Origin of the sequence: Brevundimonas sp. (assembly GCF_018608325.1) — a bacterium.
GTDB lineage: Bacteria > Pseudomonadota > Alphaproteobacteria > Caulobacterales > Caulobacteraceae > Brevundimonas.
The window spans coordinates 20,650-36,869 of sequence record NZ_JABAZW010000069.1; the positions used below are offsets into that span (position 1 = coordinate 20,650).

20 protein-coding genes are annotated in these 16,220 nt (G+C 65.5%); 8 read left to right on the top strand and 12 right to left on the bottom strand.

Translation table 11 applies throughout. The features are described from left to right. Nucleotides 1–65 precede the first annotated feature (65 nt). Complete coding sequence (locus QZ281_RS07325) at nt 66–383, top strand: hypothetical protein (protein ID WP_201096861.1); 318 nt, start codon at nt 66–68, stop codon at nt 381–383. Nucleotides 384–395: 12 nt separating this feature from the next. Here the strand turns inward: QZ281_RS07325 and QZ281_RS07330 are convergent, their stop codons facing one another. The 5 genes from QZ281_RS07330 to QZ281_RS07350 form a co-directional block, all read right to left on the bottom strand. Continuing rightward, nucleotides 396–680 carry a GNAT family N-acetyltransferase gene (locus tag QZ281_RS07330; RefSeq protein WP_292226593.1) on the bottom strand — a complete coding sequence of 95 codons (285 nt, stop codon included), beginning with the start codon at nt 678–680 and terminating at the stop codon, nt 396–398. A 60-nt stretch (nt 681–740) separates the two neighbouring features. Then, nucleotides 741–1,124 carry a hypothetical protein gene (locus tag QZ281_RS07335; protein ID WP_292226596.1) on the bottom strand — a complete coding sequence of 128 codons (384 nt, stop codon included), beginning with the start codon at nt 1,122–1,124 and terminating at the stop codon, nt 741–743. A gap of 10 nt (nt 1,125–1,134) precedes the next feature. Beyond that, nucleotides 1,135–1,863, bottom strand: a complete 729-nt coding sequence (locus QZ281_RS07340) for a hypothetical protein (RefSeq protein WP_292226599.1) — start codon at nt 1,861–1,863, stop codon at nt 1,135–1,137. Nucleotides 1,864–1,955: 92 nt separating this feature from the next. After that, a complete protein-coding gene (folB, locus tag QZ281_RS07345; protein WP_292226643.1) occupies nt 1,956–2,336 on the bottom strand; it encodes a dihydroneopterin aldolase in 381 nt (126 codons plus the stop codon). 22 nt (nt 2,337–2,358) lie between these two features. Further along, entirely contained in the window at nt 2,359–3,111 is a 753-nt protein-coding gene (locus tag QZ281_RS07350) for an SDR family oxidoreductase (protein WP_292226602.1), read from the bottom strand. Nucleotides 3,112–3,265: 154 nt separating this feature from the next. Between QZ281_RS07350 and QZ281_RS07355 the strand changes: the two genes are divergently transcribed. Beyond that, nucleotides 3,266–3,739, top strand: a complete 474-nt coding sequence (locus tag QZ281_RS07355) for an NUDIX domain-containing protein (protein WP_292226605.1) — start codon at nt 3,266–3,268, stop codon at nt 3,737–3,739. Between the two features lie 27 nt (nt 3,740–3,766). On the opposite strand, the gene QZ281_RS07360 is transcribed toward QZ281_RS07355, so the two are convergent. After that, nucleotides 3,767–4,267 carry a lysozyme inhibitor LprI family protein gene (locus QZ281_RS07360; RefSeq protein ID WP_292226608.1) on the bottom strand — a complete coding sequence of 167 codons (501 nt, stop codon included), beginning with the start codon at nt 4,265–4,267 and terminating at the stop codon, nt 3,767–3,769. Nucleotides 4,268–4,320: 53 nt separating this feature from the next. Between QZ281_RS07360 and uvrC the strand changes: the two genes are divergently transcribed. From uvrC to pgsA, 3 genes are all read left to right on the top strand, one after another. Then, nucleotides 4,321–6,213 (top strand): excinuclease ABC subunit UvrC, encoded by a 1,893-nt coding sequence (uvrC, locus tag QZ281_RS07365; protein WP_292226611.1) that lies wholly within the window; start codon nt 4,321–4,323, stop codon nt 6,211–6,213. Between the two features lie 21 nt (nt 6,214–6,234). Continuing rightward, nucleotides 6,235–6,855 (top strand): carbonic anhydrase, encoded by a 621-nt coding sequence (locus tag QZ281_RS07370; protein WP_292226614.1) that lies wholly within the window; start codon nt 6,235–6,237, stop codon nt 6,853–6,855. A 68-nt stretch (nt 6,856–6,923) separates the two neighbouring features. After that, nucleotides 6,924–7,568, top strand: coding sequence for a CDP-diacylglycerol--glycerol-3-phosphate 3-phosphatidyltransferase (gene pgsA / locus QZ281_RS07375; protein ID WP_292226617.1), 645 nt, complete (start codon nt 6,924–6,926; stop codon nt 7,566–7,568). 11 nt (nt 7,569–7,579) lie between these two features. On the opposite strand, the gene QZ281_RS07380 is transcribed toward pgsA, so the two are convergent. Further along, complete coding sequence (locus QZ281_RS07380; RefSeq protein WP_292226620.1) at nt 7,580–8,116, bottom strand: TIGR02281 family clan AA aspartic protease; 537 nt, start codon at nt 8,114–8,116, stop codon at nt 7,580–7,582. 91 nt (nt 8,117–8,207) lie between these two features. Then, nucleotides 8,208–8,423: a DUF1289 domain-containing protein gene (locus tag QZ281_RS07385; RefSeq protein WP_292226623.1), complete on the bottom strand. Its 216-nt coding sequence runs from the start codon at nt 8,421–8,423 to the stop codon at nt 8,208–8,210. 157 nt (nt 8,424–8,580) lie between these two features. Between QZ281_RS07385 and QZ281_RS07390 the strand changes: the two genes are divergently transcribed. Beyond that, entirely contained in the window at nt 8,581–8,733 is a 153-nt protein-coding gene (locus tag QZ281_RS07390) for a hypothetical protein (protein ID WP_201096840.1), read from the top strand. A gap of 114 nt (nt 8,734–8,847) precedes the next feature. After that, the gene (locus QZ281_RS07395) at nt 8,848–9,645 is read left to right on the top strand and encodes a crotonase/enoyl-CoA hydratase family protein (RefSeq protein ID WP_292226628.1); all 798 of its coding nucleotides are present in this window, start codon (nt 8,848–8,850) and stop codon (nt 9,643–9,645) included. On the opposite strand, the gene QZ281_RS07400 is transcribed toward QZ281_RS07395, so the two are convergent. The 4 genes from QZ281_RS07400 to QZ281_RS07415 all read right to left on the bottom strand — a co-directional run bounded on the left by QZ281_RS07400 (nt 9,634) and on the right by QZ281_RS07415 (nt 13,909). Next, complete coding sequence (locus tag QZ281_RS07400) at nt 9,634–10,752, bottom strand: MFS transporter (protein WP_292226631.1); 1,119 nt, start codon at nt 10,750–10,752, stop codon at nt 9,634–9,636. The genes QZ281_RS07395 and QZ281_RS07400 overlap by 12 nt on opposite strands. A gap of 192 nt (nt 10,753–10,944) precedes the next feature. Further along, entirely contained in the window at nt 10,945–11,949 is a 1,005-nt protein-coding gene (locus QZ281_RS07405; RefSeq protein WP_292226633.1) for an HlyD family efflux transporter periplasmic adaptor subunit, read from the bottom strand. A 35-nt stretch (nt 11,950–11,984) separates the two neighbouring features. Further along, entirely contained in the window at nt 11,985–12,740 is a 756-nt protein-coding gene (locus QZ281_RS07410) for an ABC transporter ATP-binding protein (RefSeq protein WP_292226634.1), read from the bottom strand. Continuing rightward, nucleotides 12,737–13,909, bottom strand: a complete 1,173-nt coding sequence (locus QZ281_RS07415; RefSeq protein WP_292226636.1) for an ABC transporter permease — start codon at nt 13,907–13,909, stop codon at nt 12,737–12,739. The genes QZ281_RS07410 and QZ281_RS07415 overlap by 4 nt, the downstream gene beginning before the upstream one ends. Nucleotides 13,910–14,124: 215 nt before the next feature. Between QZ281_RS07415 and QZ281_RS07420 the strand changes: the two genes are divergently transcribed. Continuing rightward, nucleotides 14,125–16,218, top strand: coding sequence for a S46 family peptidase (locus QZ281_RS07420; protein WP_292226638.1), 2,094 nt, complete (start codon nt 14,125–14,127; stop codon nt 16,216–16,218). Nucleotides 16,219–16,220: the final 2 nt, after the last annotated feature.

Genomic DNA, 16,220 nt, shown 5'->3' on the forward strand with positions numbered 1-16,220 from the left:
GCCGCTCGACGGCGCGCGCGGGAACACGCACCTTGTGAAGGCTCGCGATGGAAGGAGCCGATTCCATGACTAAGAAGACCGGATCAGACGCCAAGCCCGACCTTCGCCTGGTCGGAACCGAAGCCGCCATCTACGACCTCATGCGCGCGCCCGAGACGACGGGCGAGCGCGTCAAACGTCTGCAGCTTGAAGCCCACGCCCTGGCGCTGGAAGAGATCGAGCAGCTCGAGCGCCTGCTGCTGCAGGCAGCCGAAAAGGCCAAGGAAATCGCTGGCGGCGGCGACGCCTATCCGGTCGGCGCCCGCGAGATCGCCTCGCGCATCGCGGCCGACCTGCCGACGCGGGCCGAGACCATCAAGACCATCGTCAACCGCATCGGCTAAATACGGGCGGCCTCAGGCCAGCACGTCGTCGTAATCCGGGTGCCGCTTGTGCCACGCCACGGCGTAGCTGCAGCGCGGGAACAGCATCAGGCCTTTCTCGCGGGCGTATTCCGCCATCGACTGCATGAACTTGGCGGCTGCGCCTGAGCCGCGCAGCCCCTGCTCCGCCTCGACATGCAGGATCATGCGCGCGCCGCCGCGAACGGCGTACTCCGCCCAGACCTTGCCCGCGCCCGCATCCCCGTCGAAATCCTGCTCGAAGCGGTTCTCGATCGCATCGTCCTTGAACTGACCCATGATGAACTCCTTCGAGCCATCAACAGACGGGGCGGTGGGACGTTCCATCGGTCGGGTGCGTCAGATCGGCTTGTTCTGCAGCAGATTGATCAGGCCCAGCGCACTCTTCACCGTGAACCAGACGCTGATCAGGAACCAGATCAACAGGGACAGCATCAGGAACGGAATGCCGATCAGCACGACCGAGGCGATGGCGCTGACGATGATCGCAACCCAGGCGGCGATGGTCCACCAGAAGACAGACCAGAACAGCGCGATCTGCGCCTCGATATGCTGGCGCGCCACGCCCACCGCCGTATTGCGCGTGACATAGGAAACGATCAGCCCAACCAGCACCAGCACATTGGCGCTTGGGATCGACAACAGAAACAGAGCCCAGGCGATCAGGGCGCCGACCTTGCCTTCAGGCTCCTGTCCCGATGTGAAATTGGGCTCGGTCGTCATGATGGCTCCGTCAGAACAGCAGGGTGTGCGGATTGGAGACGGGCTTGCCGTCCTTCAGCTTCCACACGCCGGACGCCCCGCGCACCAGCACCCACAGCGCCAGCAGGAACAGGACAAAAACGCCGACATTGATCACCACCAGCAGAGCGCCGACCACCGCCGTCACGGCTGCGATCCAAAGGGTGCGCTGCTGATAGATGAAATGGCTGCGGGCCAGGGCGTCGTCCGACGCCCGCCTGACCGTCACCGCCAGCAAGGCCAGAACCGCCGAGGCGCCGAAGGTCGGCACCGCCAGAAGGATCAGCACATAGATGGCGTACAGACCCATGGGTGCAGGCGCAGGCGCGGCCCGACGTTCGGCCAGATCTTCCCGCACCAGGGCTTCGCGCATCGCCGCGACCGGCGCCTGTGCGGATGCGCCGACAGGCTGGACCGGCGAGGTCTGGGCGCGCGCGCGGCGATTGCGGTCAGCCGAGAAACGCGTCTCCAGCGGCGCGCCAAAGGTTTCAGTCCGGTCGAACGGTCCCGGATCAGCCGGTTCGGGCGGATCAAACAGGTCCGGCTCCCGCTCTTCGACAGGTTCGGCGGCGGGCGCGAACACCGGGGTGATGACAGGCTCAGCCTGTGTCTCACGCGGTTGCCCCGCCAGGGCGCGCGGCGAGGCAAACCCGACCAGATCGTCCAGGTCCTGATCGTCGTTTACGCCCGCTGGGCCTTTCGGATCGCCGGGTTCGGCCATGGGTATCGAACGCTTTTCTCACGCCGCGCAGGGCGGCTGGGATTCGCAGACGACAATGGCCGGGTCGCGGGTCAGGCGCAACCGATCAGACGTTAGCGAGACAGCACGATCTCGCAGCCCGGGGCGATCACAGCCTGCAGAGCGCCCGGCTTTTCGATCCGCACCGTCGCCTTCTGTACCCGATGATCGTCCAGGCAGGCGCGCGCCAGACGTTCGGCGAAGGTTTCGACCAGCCCGATATGCCCCTCAGCCGCGATGGCGCGGGCGGCATTGGCCACGGTTTCATAGTTGATGGTGTCGCCCAGACGTTCGATGGGCTTGGGCTCAAGCTCCAGGCTCACGTCGATGACCAGACGTTGAAGCCGCCCCTGCTCATGGTCATAGACGCCGATCCCGGCCTCAACCTCCAAGCCGCGCACAAAGACGCTCAGACGTTCGTAACGCAGCGGCTCATCCGCCGGAAACGGCGACACCGACGACGACTGGACCACGCGGTTACTCCTGGATGTCGGGGGTGCGCCAGGCCAGATGCTGGCCCCCGTCGACGGCGATCATCTGACCGGTCACCATGCGGGCGTCAATGAGCCACAGCACGGCGTCGGCCACCGCTTCGGGACTGCCGGGGGTCTCCAGCAGGGTGCCGCGCGCTTCGGCGGCGAATTCTTCAGGCGTCTGGTGGATGGACGGCAGGGTCGGCCCCGGCCCCACCCCATTGACGCGGATGCCCGGCGCCAGCGCCTGGGCCAGGGTCTGGGTCGCCCACCACAGGCCATTACGCGACAGGCTGTAGGAGAAGAAGCGCGGGTCCGGCTTCAGCACCTTCTGATCCAACAGATTGATTATGACGCCCTGCGTCGTCTGGGCCGCAAACGTCTCGGCCAACACCAGAGGCGCCCGCAGATTGGTTTCGATATGGGTGTCCCAGCTTTCGCGGGTCAGGCCGCCGATCCGGTCGTCCAGAAACACCGAAGCGTTATTGATCAGGACGTTGACCGCACCCAACGCTGCACCGGCGGCGGGGATCAGGCCACGCACGCGGCTCTCATCCTTCAGGTCGGCCTGCAGCAGACAGGCGCGACGCCCCAGAGCCGCGATTTCATCGGCCAGGGACTGGGCCTCAGCACCTGAGGCATGATGATGGATCGCCACGTCGAAGCCGGCCTTGGCCAGCGTCAGGCAGATCGTGCGTCCGATCCTGCGCGCCCCGCCCGTGACCAGCGCGACGCCCCGCGCCGATGGTTCAGTCAACCCGACCGAACTCGAAATAGTTGATGGCCGCGACGACGGCGATGAAGGCGAAGATGATGCCGAGAGCCAGCATGGGATGCTCCTGTTCGTTCCACCCCGATTAAAGCGGAGCGGCCTGCTGTTCAAGCCGCCCTGACGCCGTCATGTTCATCCGATGACCAACTGGCGCCAGCACGTCGAACCCTTTTCCCGGCCCTTCTTCTTCCTCTGGTCGCGACTGACGCGCGGCAAGACGCTGGGCGTGCGGGGTGTGGCGGTGGATGGCGAAGGGCGCGTGCTGCTGGTCAAACACACCTATCTGGCGGGCTGGTGGCTGCCGGGCGGCGGGGTAGACAAGGGCGAGACGACCCAGGCCGCCGTGGTGCGCGAACTGCGGGAAGAAGCCGGACTGATCGCGCGGGGCGAGCCAATCCTGCTGTCCGTCCATTCCAATGAGCGCTTCTTTCCCGGCGACCATGTCGTTGTCTTCCGCATCGACGACTTCGACATGAGCGAGCGCACCAGCCATGGCGAGATCGCCGAAATCGGCTGGTTCCACCCTGACGCCCTGCCCGAGGACACGCACCGCGCCACGCGGGCGCGGATCGAGGAAGTGTTCAAGGGCCGAGTTGTCGACGTCTTCTGGTAGGCGCGCACGACCCCCGTTGCGCCGCAGTCAGCCTACGGGACCAACCGCCAGATCGTTGAGCCACAGAGCCCGGCGCGCGGTCCAGTCGAGCCACCATTGCGCGGCGATGATCCGATAGACGGTGCCCTGACGACCCGCATAGACCGTGATGGAGTCCCTGCGTCCCGTTTCCCATGCCGACTGCCCCGCGATCAGGCTGCTGCGTCCTTCGTCGGTCATGTCCTCAGCCGTCTTGGCCTGATCCAGCCATTTCACCATCAAGGCTTCCCACGCCTCGGCCTCTGCGCCGAGACAGGCGGTCATGCCGACCGTGCCCTGGCCCTGGCCCTGGCCCTGCGGCGTATCCTGGCAGGGCTTACTGAACACCCCGATGCAGGACGAAGCCTCACCCGGTTCTGCGGCGGACAGGCAGGTCTCGATCTGTGACACCCGTTGCGCCAGCGGCGTATCACCCGGATCCTGAAGGCTTGAACTTGCCGGCTGGGCGCCCGCCATCGCCAGACCCGCAATCATTACAAACGCCAGCATCAATCGTCCCCTTCCAATCGCGTCCGTGATCCGGCGCGCCTATATAAGTCGCGATGATTGCGAGCGATCCACCGATTCCCGAAAATCCCCCCCTGGCCGCCGCCGCCCTGATCGCGGATGAAGCCCGGCGCGCGCCGGACAAACCGGGCGTCTATCGCATGTATGGCGAGGACGGATCGTGCCTGTACGTCGGCAAGGCCAAGTCGCTGAAGAAGCGCATCATCCAGTATGCGCAAGGGCGTTTCCACACCCAGCGCATCGGCCTGATGGTGTCGCAGACCCGGTCGATGGAACTGGTGGTCACGGCGTCGGAGACCGAGGCCCTGCTGCTGGAATCCAACTTCATCAAGAAGCTGAAGCCGCGCTTCAACGTGCTGCTGCGCGACGACAAGTCCTTCGCCGAGCTGATGATCCGAAGCGACCACCGCGCCCCGCAGATCAGGAAACATCGCGGCGCACACACGACGCCGGGCCAGTATTTCGGTCCCTTCGCCTCGACCTGGGCGGTGAACCGGACGCTGAACACATTGCAGAAGGCCTTCCTGTTGCGGTCATGTTCGGACAGCGTCTATGAGACACGCACCCGCCCCTGCATGCTGCACCAGATCAAGCGTTGCTCGGCGCCCTGCACCGGCCTGATCTCGCTGGAGGATTACGGCGAACTGGTCACCGAGGCCGAGGCCTTCCTGCGTGGCAAGTCGCGCGCCGTCATCGGCCGCCTGTCCGGCGAGATGCAGGCGGCGTCCGACGAAATGGACTTCGAACAGGCCGCCCGCGTCCGCGACCGCATCCGGGCGCTGTCGGCCATTTCGATGGAAAACTCGGTCAGCGCCGACAGTGTGGCGGAAGGCGATGTCTTCGCCCTGCATTCGGACGGCGGACAGGCCTGTGTTCAGGTCTTCTTCTACCGCGCGGGCCAGAACTGGGGCGGGCGGGCCTATTTCCCGCGTGTGGACAAGACCGATACGGACCCTGAGATTCTGGCCGCCTTCCTGGGCCAGTTCTATGAGGACAAGCCCATCCCGCGCCTGATCCTGTCCAACGTGCGCCCGCATGAGCTGGAGTTGCTGGAGGAAGCCTTCTCGATGAAGGCGGAGCGCAAGATCGAGATCGTGCGGCCCCAGCGCGGCGAGAAACTGGCCCTGATCGACCACGCCCTGACCAATGCGCGTGAGGCCCTGGGCCGCCGTCTGGCCGAAAGCTCGGCACAGGGCAAAATCCTGGACGAAGTCTGCGAGGCCTTTGGTCTGGAGGCCCGGCCTGAGCGGATCGAGATCTACGACAACGCCCACATCCAGGGCACCAACGCGGTCGGCGGCATGGTGGTGGCGGGGCCGGACGGTTTCCAGAAATCCCAGTATCGCAAGTTCAACATCCGCGGCGAAGACCTGACGCCCGGCGACGACTACGGCATGATGCGCGAGGTGATGCGCCGCCGCTTCGCCCGTCTGGTCAAGGACGAGGAGGAAGGCGAGGCCAAGGGCGAAGATGTCGTTCGCCCCGACCTGCTGCTGATCGACGGCGGCGCCGGGCAACTGGCCGAGGTTCTGGCCGTCATGGCCGATCTGGGCGGTCTGGATGACATCGCCGTGGTCGGCGTGGCCAAGGGGCCGGATCGCGATGCGGGGATGGAGAAGTTCTTCATGCCCGGCAAGGCCCCCTTCATGCTGCCGCTGAAGTCGCCCGCCCTCTATTATCTGCAGCGATTGCGCGACGAGGCCCACCGCTTCGCCAACGGCGCCCACGCCAAGCGCCGCTCGATGGACATCAAGAAGAACCCGCTGGACGAGATCGAAGGCGTCGGCCCCGGCCGCAAGAAAGCCCTGCTGCACGCCTTCGGTTCAGCCAAGGGCGTGGGCCGTGCCTCTGTGTCCGACCTGATCAAGGTCGACGGCATCAGCCAGCCGCTTGCCGAACGCATCTACGCCTTCTTCCGTAAAAGCTGAACCCAGCCTAGAAAGCCGCTCATGAGCGCATCTGATGACGAACTGACCGCCGGCTATCACCGCTTCCGCGCCGAGCGTTGGCCTGCCGCCCATGCCGAGTATGAGGCGCTGGTCAAAGGCCAGAAACCGCACACCCTGATCGTGGCCTGTTCCGACAGCCGCGCCGACCCGGCCCTGATCTTCGACGCCAAGCCGGGCGAACTGTTCGTGGTCCGCAACGTGGCCAATCTTGTGCCGCCCTATGAGCCAGACGGCCTGCTGCACGGCGTGTCGGCGGCGCTGGAGTTCGGGGTCAAGGTTCTGAACGTGCGCCGTATCGTGGTCATGGGCCATGCCCACTGCGGCGGGGTCAACGCCATGCTGCACGGTGCGCCCGACAACTGCGCAGACTTCGTCGCACCTTGGGTGGCGCAGGGCACGCCCGTCGTGCGCCACGTCGCCGAGACAGTCCCGCCGCACGAAGTGGACCGCGCCGCCGAGGAAGCCATCGTTCGTCTGTCGATCCGCAACCTGCGCACCTTCCCCTGGATTGCAGAGCGTGAGGCGGCGGGCGAACTGACGCTCAGCGGCCTGCATTTCGGCATCGCGGACGGCGTGCTGCGCGCGTTGACCGACAAGCCACGGTTCGAACCGTTGGCCTGAACATTGGCCTGAACATTGGCCTGATCGCCGAACCGTGCCACACCCGGGGCGTTGCAACGGACATGACGATGAGCACCGCCCACCACATTAATCCGATCCCGAACATCCTGACCGGCATCCGCCTGTTCGCCGGGGTGGTGATGTTCGCCATGCTGGCGGGTGCGGCGCCCGGTGCGCTGGACGCCTGGCTGTCGCCCGACACCCAGTTGCAGTTCGGCGTCTGGGCCTTCTGGATCTTCGTCATCGCCGCCTCGACCGACTGGGTCGACGGTTTCCTGGCCCGACGCTGGAACTCGACCACGCGCTGGGGCGCCATCCTTGATCCCATCGCCGACAAGGTTCTGATCACCGGCGCTATTCTGGGCGTGCTGGCGTCCGGCTCCCTGCCGGGGATCGCCCTGCCCTGCGGCCTGATCCTGTTCCGCGAGTTCGCCGTATCCGCCCTGCGCGAGACGATGGCCGGGCGCATCGAACTGCCGGTGACCCTGGCGGCCAAGTGGAAGACCACGGTGCAGATGGTGGCTCTGGCCGCCCTGCAGCTGACCCTGTTGTGGAGCGGTTTCGGACTTCAGAACGAGGACGGTTCACCCCTGTCGTGGCAACCGGCGTTTGAGACCTTTGCGGTCTTCCTGATCTGGTTCGCCGCCGTCATCACACTGTGGACCGGGTGGCAGTATTTCCGCGAAGCCCGCCGTCAGATGCAGGATCTTTAAGGCCGGAACGCCTAGGGCCTGAGCGTCAGACCCGCCGGGGTGGCTTCGAACGCCGACAGCCGCCCCAGATAGCTCATGCCCAGCAGCGAATAGGTCAGGCCGTCCTCGAACACGAGGGCCTGAACCTTGTCGATCCGTGCGCCTGATACGGATACCGAAGACAGTTCGACCGGCGCCGCGCGCACCATGCCCGACGCCGTCTGCACCTTGCCGGTAAACTCTGACGGCGTAGGATTAACGCCCAGACGCCGTGCGTCCTCACGCGTCAGGGCCACCAGACTGGCGCCCGTATCCACCAGCACCCGCACAGCGTGGCCGTCGATACGGGCCTGCGCCCAGTAGTGACCGTCGGCGGCGCGCACGACCTGTGCAGGATGGCCTGTCGCCGGTTCCAGAAGCGGGACCGGGGCCTGAACGACCGGGATCGGAGCGGAAGCCGCCAGGGCCTCTCCGCCGCCTTCGAAGTGCCGAATGACCAGCGCCGTGCTGAACGCGGCGAGCAAGGCCCCGCTGAGAACGGCTGCAGACTGGAAATCAACACGGATCATCAAGGGCGCTTTGGCTGCATCGCAAGACGCGACGTCGCCGTTCTAGGCGCCTGAGGTTGGGATGCCGTGAAGCGACTTGGCTGATGAAATCTTAAAGCTTGGACGGATCGACCTGCGACCGCCGCGACGGCAGTTCGGCCATGACCGCGGCCCGTTCCTCATTCGTCAGCGCCCGCCACCCGGCGATTTCTTTCAGGGTGCGAAAACAGCCCAGACACAGGCCGCTTTCGCCATCGACAGCGCACACCATGACGCAGGGCGTGGCGATCGCCTTGGGCGGTCCGGGGCGGGCGATAGGCTCGGTCATCGTGACACTGTCACAAAATTTACTCCGAATGCTGAGCGATAAATTTGCATTTTTTACGAAACTGACTATCTTGGGTTCTGACGCGAAACGACTGAGGGTGGAATCCCCATTGGTACGACGTGTCTCTTTTCATCGTTCTGCGAAAGGAGACGCCAAGATGAACGATAAGGAGCGTAACCTCCAACACGCCATGATGTCCTTTGCCCTGTGGGGCGGGATGCTGGTGAACACGCGGCAGATGCCGTCCAACTCCAATCGGGTGGTCAGCCATCCGTCCAACTTCGTACCCTATACGATCAAGAAACGCTGACGGCCTAAAGGGCTGACAGCCAGGAAGCCCCGGTCTCATCCGGGGCTTTTGCAATTCCGGGCTTGCGTGACGCAGCGGCGGCGGTCGATGAGGGGGCGAACACGGAGATGACGCATGGGCCTGATCGCTGAAACCAGACAGGACGGCATCCTGATCTGGACGCTGGACCGCGAGGCGCGTCTGAACGCCCTGCCCGACATGACGGACGGTGACGAGTTCGCCGACGCCTGCGCCCGCGCCAATGCCGATACATCCGTCAAATGCGTGGTCCTGACGGGTGCGGGGCGAGCGTTCTCGGCCGGGGGCGACCTGACGGCCATGCGCGACAAACGTGACCTGTTCGAAGGGTCGGGGGCCGAGATTCGCGTCCGCTATCGCCGCATCGTCCACCGCATCGTGCGGTCGCTCTATGATCTGGAGATGCCGCTGGTGTCGGCGGTCAATGGTCCGGCCATGGGTCTGGGCTGCGGCATCGCCACCACCGCCGACATCCGCATCGCCTCGGACCGCGCCAGCTTCGGCGTGCCGTTCCTGAAGCTGGGCATCATTCCCGGAGACGGCGGGGCGTGGCGTCTGCCGCGCGATGTCGGATACGCCCGCGCGGCGGAAATGCTGTTCACAGGACGCAGCATCGACGCCGAGACGGCCGAGCGCTGGGGGCTGGTCAACCGCGTCGTGCCGCATGAACGGCTGATGGAGGAAACCCTGACCACCGCCGCCCAGATCGCCGCCCAACCGTCCCAGGCCCTGCGCATGGCCAAGACCCTGATGCGTCAGGGGCGCGACCAGACGTTTGAACAGATTCTGGAACTGTCAGCCGCCATGCAGGCCATCGCCCACCTGACCGACGACCATCAGGAAGGCGTCTCCGCCGTGCTGGAAAAACGTCCCGGCGATTTCTCAGGCCGATGAGCCCTCGCGAAAGCTGAAACTCAGCGCGAACATGCCAAGGCAGATCGCGCTGCTGACCGCCAGCGCCACGCCCGGCGACGCATCCATGGCCAGCGCATAGGCCGCGGGTGCTGCGGCCTGAACATAGCGGGCGGGCGTCAGGATCAGCGCCTGCCGCATCCCGTACCGCTCGGCCCCAAACACCTTCAGCGGCAATGCGCCGGAGGCCACGGACAGAAACCCGTTGCCCATGCCCTGTCCAATGGCCACCGCTGGCGCTCCCACCGTCCCGAACAGGGTCGCGATCAAGGCTCCGACCGGATGGAACAGGGCCGCCAGCCGCGCTGTCAGGATGGGGTGCGAGCGGTGCAGCACAGTGATGTCCAGCAGGCGCACCACCATGGCGCTGGCCGCCATCAGACCCGCCGCCCACGCCGCACGCTCCACCGTCATGCCCAGATCGACCAGCAGGCGCGGCAAATGCGCCGCCATGGCCGACGCCACCGCCCAGGCCCCGGCGAAGAAGATCGCCATGCGGATCATGGTCGGGGTCCAGCGCATCGGCGACTTATCGACCACCGCGTCCGCCCCCGCTTTTCTCTGCGGCAGCACAATCAGGGCGATCGGCAGACAGACAAACAGATGCAGGGCCGCCCAGAAGCCGAATGCGGCGCGCCAGCCCGCCATATCCAAAACTTCTCGACTGATCGGCCAGCCCAGCGCGCCGCCCAGCGCGCCTAGCAGGGACACCGCCGCAATCGCCCGCCGCGCGCCCTGCCCCTGCATCTCCACCAGAACGGCGAAGGCCGTGCCGTAAAGGCCCGCCGCCATGCCAATGCCCAGCAGCACGACGCCGATGCACAAGACCAGCGGATGCGGCGCGGCGGCCATCAGCAGAAGGGCGACGGCGAAGGCCAGGTTCGACGCCGCCAGCACGCGCGCCCCGCCGATGCGCTCAATCGCCTGTCCCGCATAAGGCGTCAGGACGGCGGAAACCAGAAAGGCGCCAGAGAGCGCCAGAAACACCGACGCCGTGCCGATGCCCAGCGCCACAGCCGCCGGATCGGCCATGACGCCCAGCAGATAATAGCTGGAGGCGAAGGCCACCGCCTGACCCAGGCCAAGCACGAGAACAATCATACGGACAGAAGACATCACGAGTGGATGCCGCAGGCCATGCAGCACTGAAATCGAGTTTCAGGCCCACGCCATGTGCGAAAAACTCACAGACCCGGAAAGACCTGATCTCACAGGCAAAAGAAAAGGCGGCCCGGATCGCGCCCCGGCCGCCTCTTCATCCTTCAGGTGTTCACACCCGGCCTACTGTGAACGCATCGCCTGGGCGGGGCCGACGCCGGTCGCCGCCTGACGCTTGGCGCCTGCCGTCTCGCCGGGCTTCATGAACTTGACCAGAACCCGCTGGCCGATCAGCAGCGGCGCATCGCCTGCCGAGGCCACGACCTCGACCACGCGTTCGTCGGTGCGTTGCGAGGGATCGTCCGAGGCCAGTTTGCGGGCGCCGAACACCGCCGCGCGGCGCAGGACCGTGCCGATGTAGATCTTGCTGGAATCGCCTTCCGGGCTGATCTCGACCGCCTGACCGTCGGTCAGGTTGGGCAGGTCGCTTTCCACCACTTCGGCGCGGACGATGCGGGGCGCATCCGGCTCCAGATCGAACATGGTCGAGACGTTCAGGGTCGAGGCGCCGGCGCCGGGGTTGGCGTAGCGGCGAACAATCCGGCCGGCGCTGGGCGCGCGGATGACCGTCAGTTCCTGATTATAACGCGCCTGATCCAGCTGGGCGCGGGCGGTCTGGACCGCAGCCTGCTGCGAACCCAGACGGGCCTGAGCCGTGGCCACGGCGTCCGCCGCCTGATCGACGCGCTGGGCGGCGACGAAGTTGGTGGCGGCCAGACGCTGCAGACGTTCCTGCTCACGTTGGGCGGTGCGGATGTCGACGCGGATCTGATTCAGTTGGCTATCAGCCTGCGCCACAGCGGCGGCGGCGCTCTGCACGGCCAGACGCGGTTCGTCGTCTTCCTGACGGGCCAGAATCTGACCTGCGGTGACGCGCTCGCCTTCCTGCACCAGCACCTCACGGACGATGCCGCCGCGACGGGCCGCGATCTGGATGATGCCGCCCTCGACATCCACCTTGCCGTTGGCGATGGCGGCGTAGGGGCTCTCGACCTTGGTGGCCGCCGCCTTGGCCTGTTCTTCCTTCTTGGCCTTGGCCGAGGACTGGAACAGCATGAAGCCGACCACCAGCACGATCACCAGCAGCAGGCCGAACCATGTGCGTTTTTTCTTCAGGAAGCCGGGCATTGGGCGTTTCGTCCTAAGGGGTTCAGTCGTGTTGTTCAGTGCGACGCCAGAATGGCGTTCGGATCGGGAATGCGGCGTTGGTCATCAAGGATCTTGCCGTCCTCGATGTGGATGACCCGGTCAGCCCAGGCCTCAAGGCGCGGGTCGTGGGTCACGCAGATGACGGCGGCGCCGTGTTCGGTGGCGGCGCGGCGCAGCAGCTTGATCACCACCTGGCCGTTCTCGCCATCCAGAGCCGAGGTCGGTTCATCGGCGAACAGGATCTTGGGGTCTTTAGCCAGGGCGCGGGCGATGGCGACGCGCTGCTTCTCACCCCCCGACAGGGCGGCGGGGCGCAGGTGAAGACGATGCGCCAGCCCCACTTCCTCTAGCGCCGTCGTGGCGCGCTTTCTGGCCTGACCGGACGTCAGACCCTGAAACTTCAGCACCGTCTCGACCTGCTGCAACGCCGTCAGCGCCGGGAACAGGTTGAAGCCCTGGAAGATGAAGCCGCAGTTATCCAGTCGGAACTTGTCGATCCGTCCGGTGGACAGCCGCCACAGGTCATCGACGTCCAGAATATCGACGCGGCCCTCTTCCGGCTTCAGCAGGCCGGACAGGGCGGCGATCAGCGTCGACTTGCCCGACCCTGACGGTCCCATGACCATGGTCAGGTCGCCGTGCCGCGCGTCGAAATCGACGCCTTTCAGCACCTCGACCCAGGACTTGCCGGACTTGAAGCGCTTGACCACGCCGTTGGCTTCGATGGCGAAATCGCCGTGCTTGCCGTGGACTTTCGTGTGAATGCTCATCGCAGCAGGTCCGCCGGTTGGCTGTTCTTGAGGATGCCCAGCGACAGCAGGCCCGACGCCATGGCGATGGCGATCAACCCCGCCCCAACCACGACCAGCAGCCATAACGGCAGGGAGATGATCACGGCCCCCATCGTGGCCAGCAGCGAAACCAGCCACGTCAGGAAGATGGCGGCGGCGACACCGACCACGCCGACCCAGAAGCTCAGCTCGACCACGATACGGCGCAGACTGCCCATGCCGACGCCGAGGGCGCGAAGGGAGGCGAACTCCTTGATGTTAGCCATGATGGCCCCGCGCAGCGTCTGCCAGGTGATAGCCACGCCGATGATGATCCCCAGCACCACGCAGCCGCCGATGATGATGACCAGGATGCCTTCCTCGAACATGGCGCCCGCATTGGCGTCGGCCAACTGCTGCTTGGTCCAGGCCTTCCACTGGCCCTTGCCCATTTCATTCAGTTGATCGACCACGATCTGTGAACGGGCGGGATCACGCAGCTTGACCATCAGAGGACCGACGCGCGGGCCGGTGTCGGCCTGCCCCAGCATCCGCAGAGTGTCGCGCGACATGACCACGCCCGGCTGCATCATATTGGGATAGCCGCGCGTCACGCCGACGACCGTGACCGTCTGACCATTGTACAGCGCCTTGTCGCCCAGCTTGACGCCCAGCGTATTCAGAGCGGTTTCGTCAACCGCGACGGTGTAGGGCTGGCGCAGCGCATCGACCAGTTCCTGAGAATAGTCGGTCGGAATCGTCACCGAACCCGGGCGGGTGTCGATGATGCTGGTCTGGACCCATTTCTGGCGCGGCGCGCCCTGGCTGGCGTTGTCCGCCTGACTCTTGGTCGGGTCCACATTCTTGATGTTCTGGAACGAGCCCCCCGCACCATCCAACGGCATGACCTCGGTCACTTCAGGATGGTTATAGGCCAGCGGAATGAACCGGCGCGGTACGCCCGACGGCCCGTTCATGATGCTCTTGGCGCCCGGCTGCAGGATGAAGATGTCGGCACCCGACCGTTCAATGGTCGCGGTGAATCCCTTGCCGATGCCGATGAAGACACCGGTCATGGCCAGGACCAGCAGGCCCGACAGGGCCAGCGCCATGACCGCCGCCATATAGCGGCGCCACTCGAATAGCAGCGTTGAAAGCGCAAGCGACATGGTCGTCGATAAACCCCTGGTACGTCCGTCTATCTGACGGCGCGCCACCCTCCGGCCAAGTTAAATCGGGGTAAGGGTTTGGGGCGCCCCGCCGTTGCTTCGCGTAAAACGTGCGACTAAGGCGACACAGGTTGCTTGGCGTCGCCCCCTTTATGGCGCTAGTTACAGAATAACACACGGGACAAAAACGTCCCGCCCCCGGGAGACTATCCACCATGTCCTTGCCTTCACTTCGCTTCACCGCCTCGCTGGCCGCCCTTGGCGCCGCGACAGCCGTCCTGTCCGCCCCCGCCTCGCCCGCCAAGGCGGATGAAGGCATGTGGACGTTCGACAACTTCCCCATCGCGACGGTGAACCAGAAGTACGGCACCAACATCGACCAGGCCTGGCTGGACCGCGTGCGCAACGCCGCTGTGCGCCTGCAGGGCTGCTCGGCCTCGCTGGTGTCGGGCGAAGGCCTGATCCTGACCAACCACCACTGTGTCGTGTCGTGCGTGCAGGACCTGTCCACGGCCCAGAACGACTACGTCAAGAACGGCTGGATGCCCGCCACCCGTGAAGACGAAAAGAAATGCCCCGGCCAGACGGCTGAAATCCTGACCGACATCGTCGATGTGACCGCCCGCGTCACCGGCGCCGGCGCCGGTCTTGAAGGCGCCGCCTTCGTCCAGGCCCGCGCCGCCGAGATCGACAAGATCCAGAAAGAGACCTGCGGCGACGACCAGAAGCTGACCTGCCAGGTCATCAGCTTCTACCGCGGCGGCCAGTACAAGCTGTACAAGTTCCGCAAGTACGACGACGTGCGTCTGGTCTTCGCGCCTGAGTTCCAGGCGGCCTTCTTCGGCGGCGACCCGGACAACTTCAACTTCCCGCGCTACGCCCTGGATGCCGGTTTCCTGCGCATCTACGAGGACGGCAAGCCGGTCGCCACGCCGAACCACCTGACCTGGAACGCCAACGCGCCCAAGGAAGGCGACGTCACCTTTGTCGCGGGCAACCCCGGCTCGACCTCGCGCCTCTTGACCATGGCGCAACTGGATGTGCTGCGTGACCAGCAGATGCCGCTGACGCTGATCCAGTCGTCGGAACTGCGCGGCCGTCTGATCGAATACGCCACCACCGGCGAAGAGCCCAAGCGCGTCACCGTCGACCCGCTGTTCGGCCTGGAGAACAGCTTCAAGGTCTTCTACGGCCAGCAGGGCGCCCTGACCGACCCGGCCTTCATGGGCACCAAGCGTCGTGAAGAACAGGAACTGCGCCAGCGCGTCGCCGCCGACCCGACTCTGGCCGCCAGCATTGGTGATCCGTGGGCTGATCTGGAGCGCATCTCCGCGACCCAGCGCGATCTGTTCCTGCCCTACCGTCAGCTGGAATCCGCCGCCGGTCAGCGTTCGTCGCTGTATTCCTATGCCCGGTCCATCGTCCGCGCCTCCAAGGAACGCGCCAAGCCCGTCGCCGAGCGCCGCGCCGGTTACTCGGACGCTGACATCGCGTCGCTGGGCCGCCGTCTGGCGACCGAAACGCCGATCTCGACCGATCTGGAGAAGATTTTCATCGATTTCTGGCTGTCCAAGACCCGCGAATACCTGACCGTCGACAACACCGACGTTAAGGCGCTTCTGGGCACGGAAAGCCCCGAACAGGTCGCCGCCCGTCTGGTCGACGGCACGCGTCTGGCCGACCCAGCCTTCCGCGCCCAGGCCCTGGCCATGACGCCCGAGCAACTGGCTGCATCGGGCGATCCGCTGATCAAGTTCGTGCTGGACAACGACAACGCCGCCCAAGCCGTCCGCACCCAGTGGGAAGCCGCCGTCTCCGGCCCGACCAGCCGTGCAGGCGAAAAGATCGCCCAGGCCCGCTTCGCCGTTTACGGCACCAACCTGTACCCCGACGCGACCTTCTCGCTTCGTCTGTCCTATGGTCAGGTCAAGGGCTGGACCTATCGCGGCGTGACCGTCACGCCCTTCACCGAGATCGGCGGCCTGTATCAGCGCAACACCGGCGCCGAGCCGTTCAACGCCGCGACCGACTGGCTGGCGGCCGAAAGCAAGGTCAACAAGTCGACCGTCTATGACTTCGTTTCGACCAACGACATCATCGGCGGTAACTCGGGCTCGCCCGTGATCAACGCCAAGGGTGAAGTCATCGGCGCGGCCTTTGACGGCAACATCCACTCGCTGGGCGGCAGCTTCGGATACGACCCCGAACTGAACCGCACGGTGACGGTCTCGACCGCCGCCATCACCGAGGCCCTGCGCAACGTCTACAACCAGCCGCGCCTGCTGCGCGAACTGGGCGTTCGTCGCTAAGT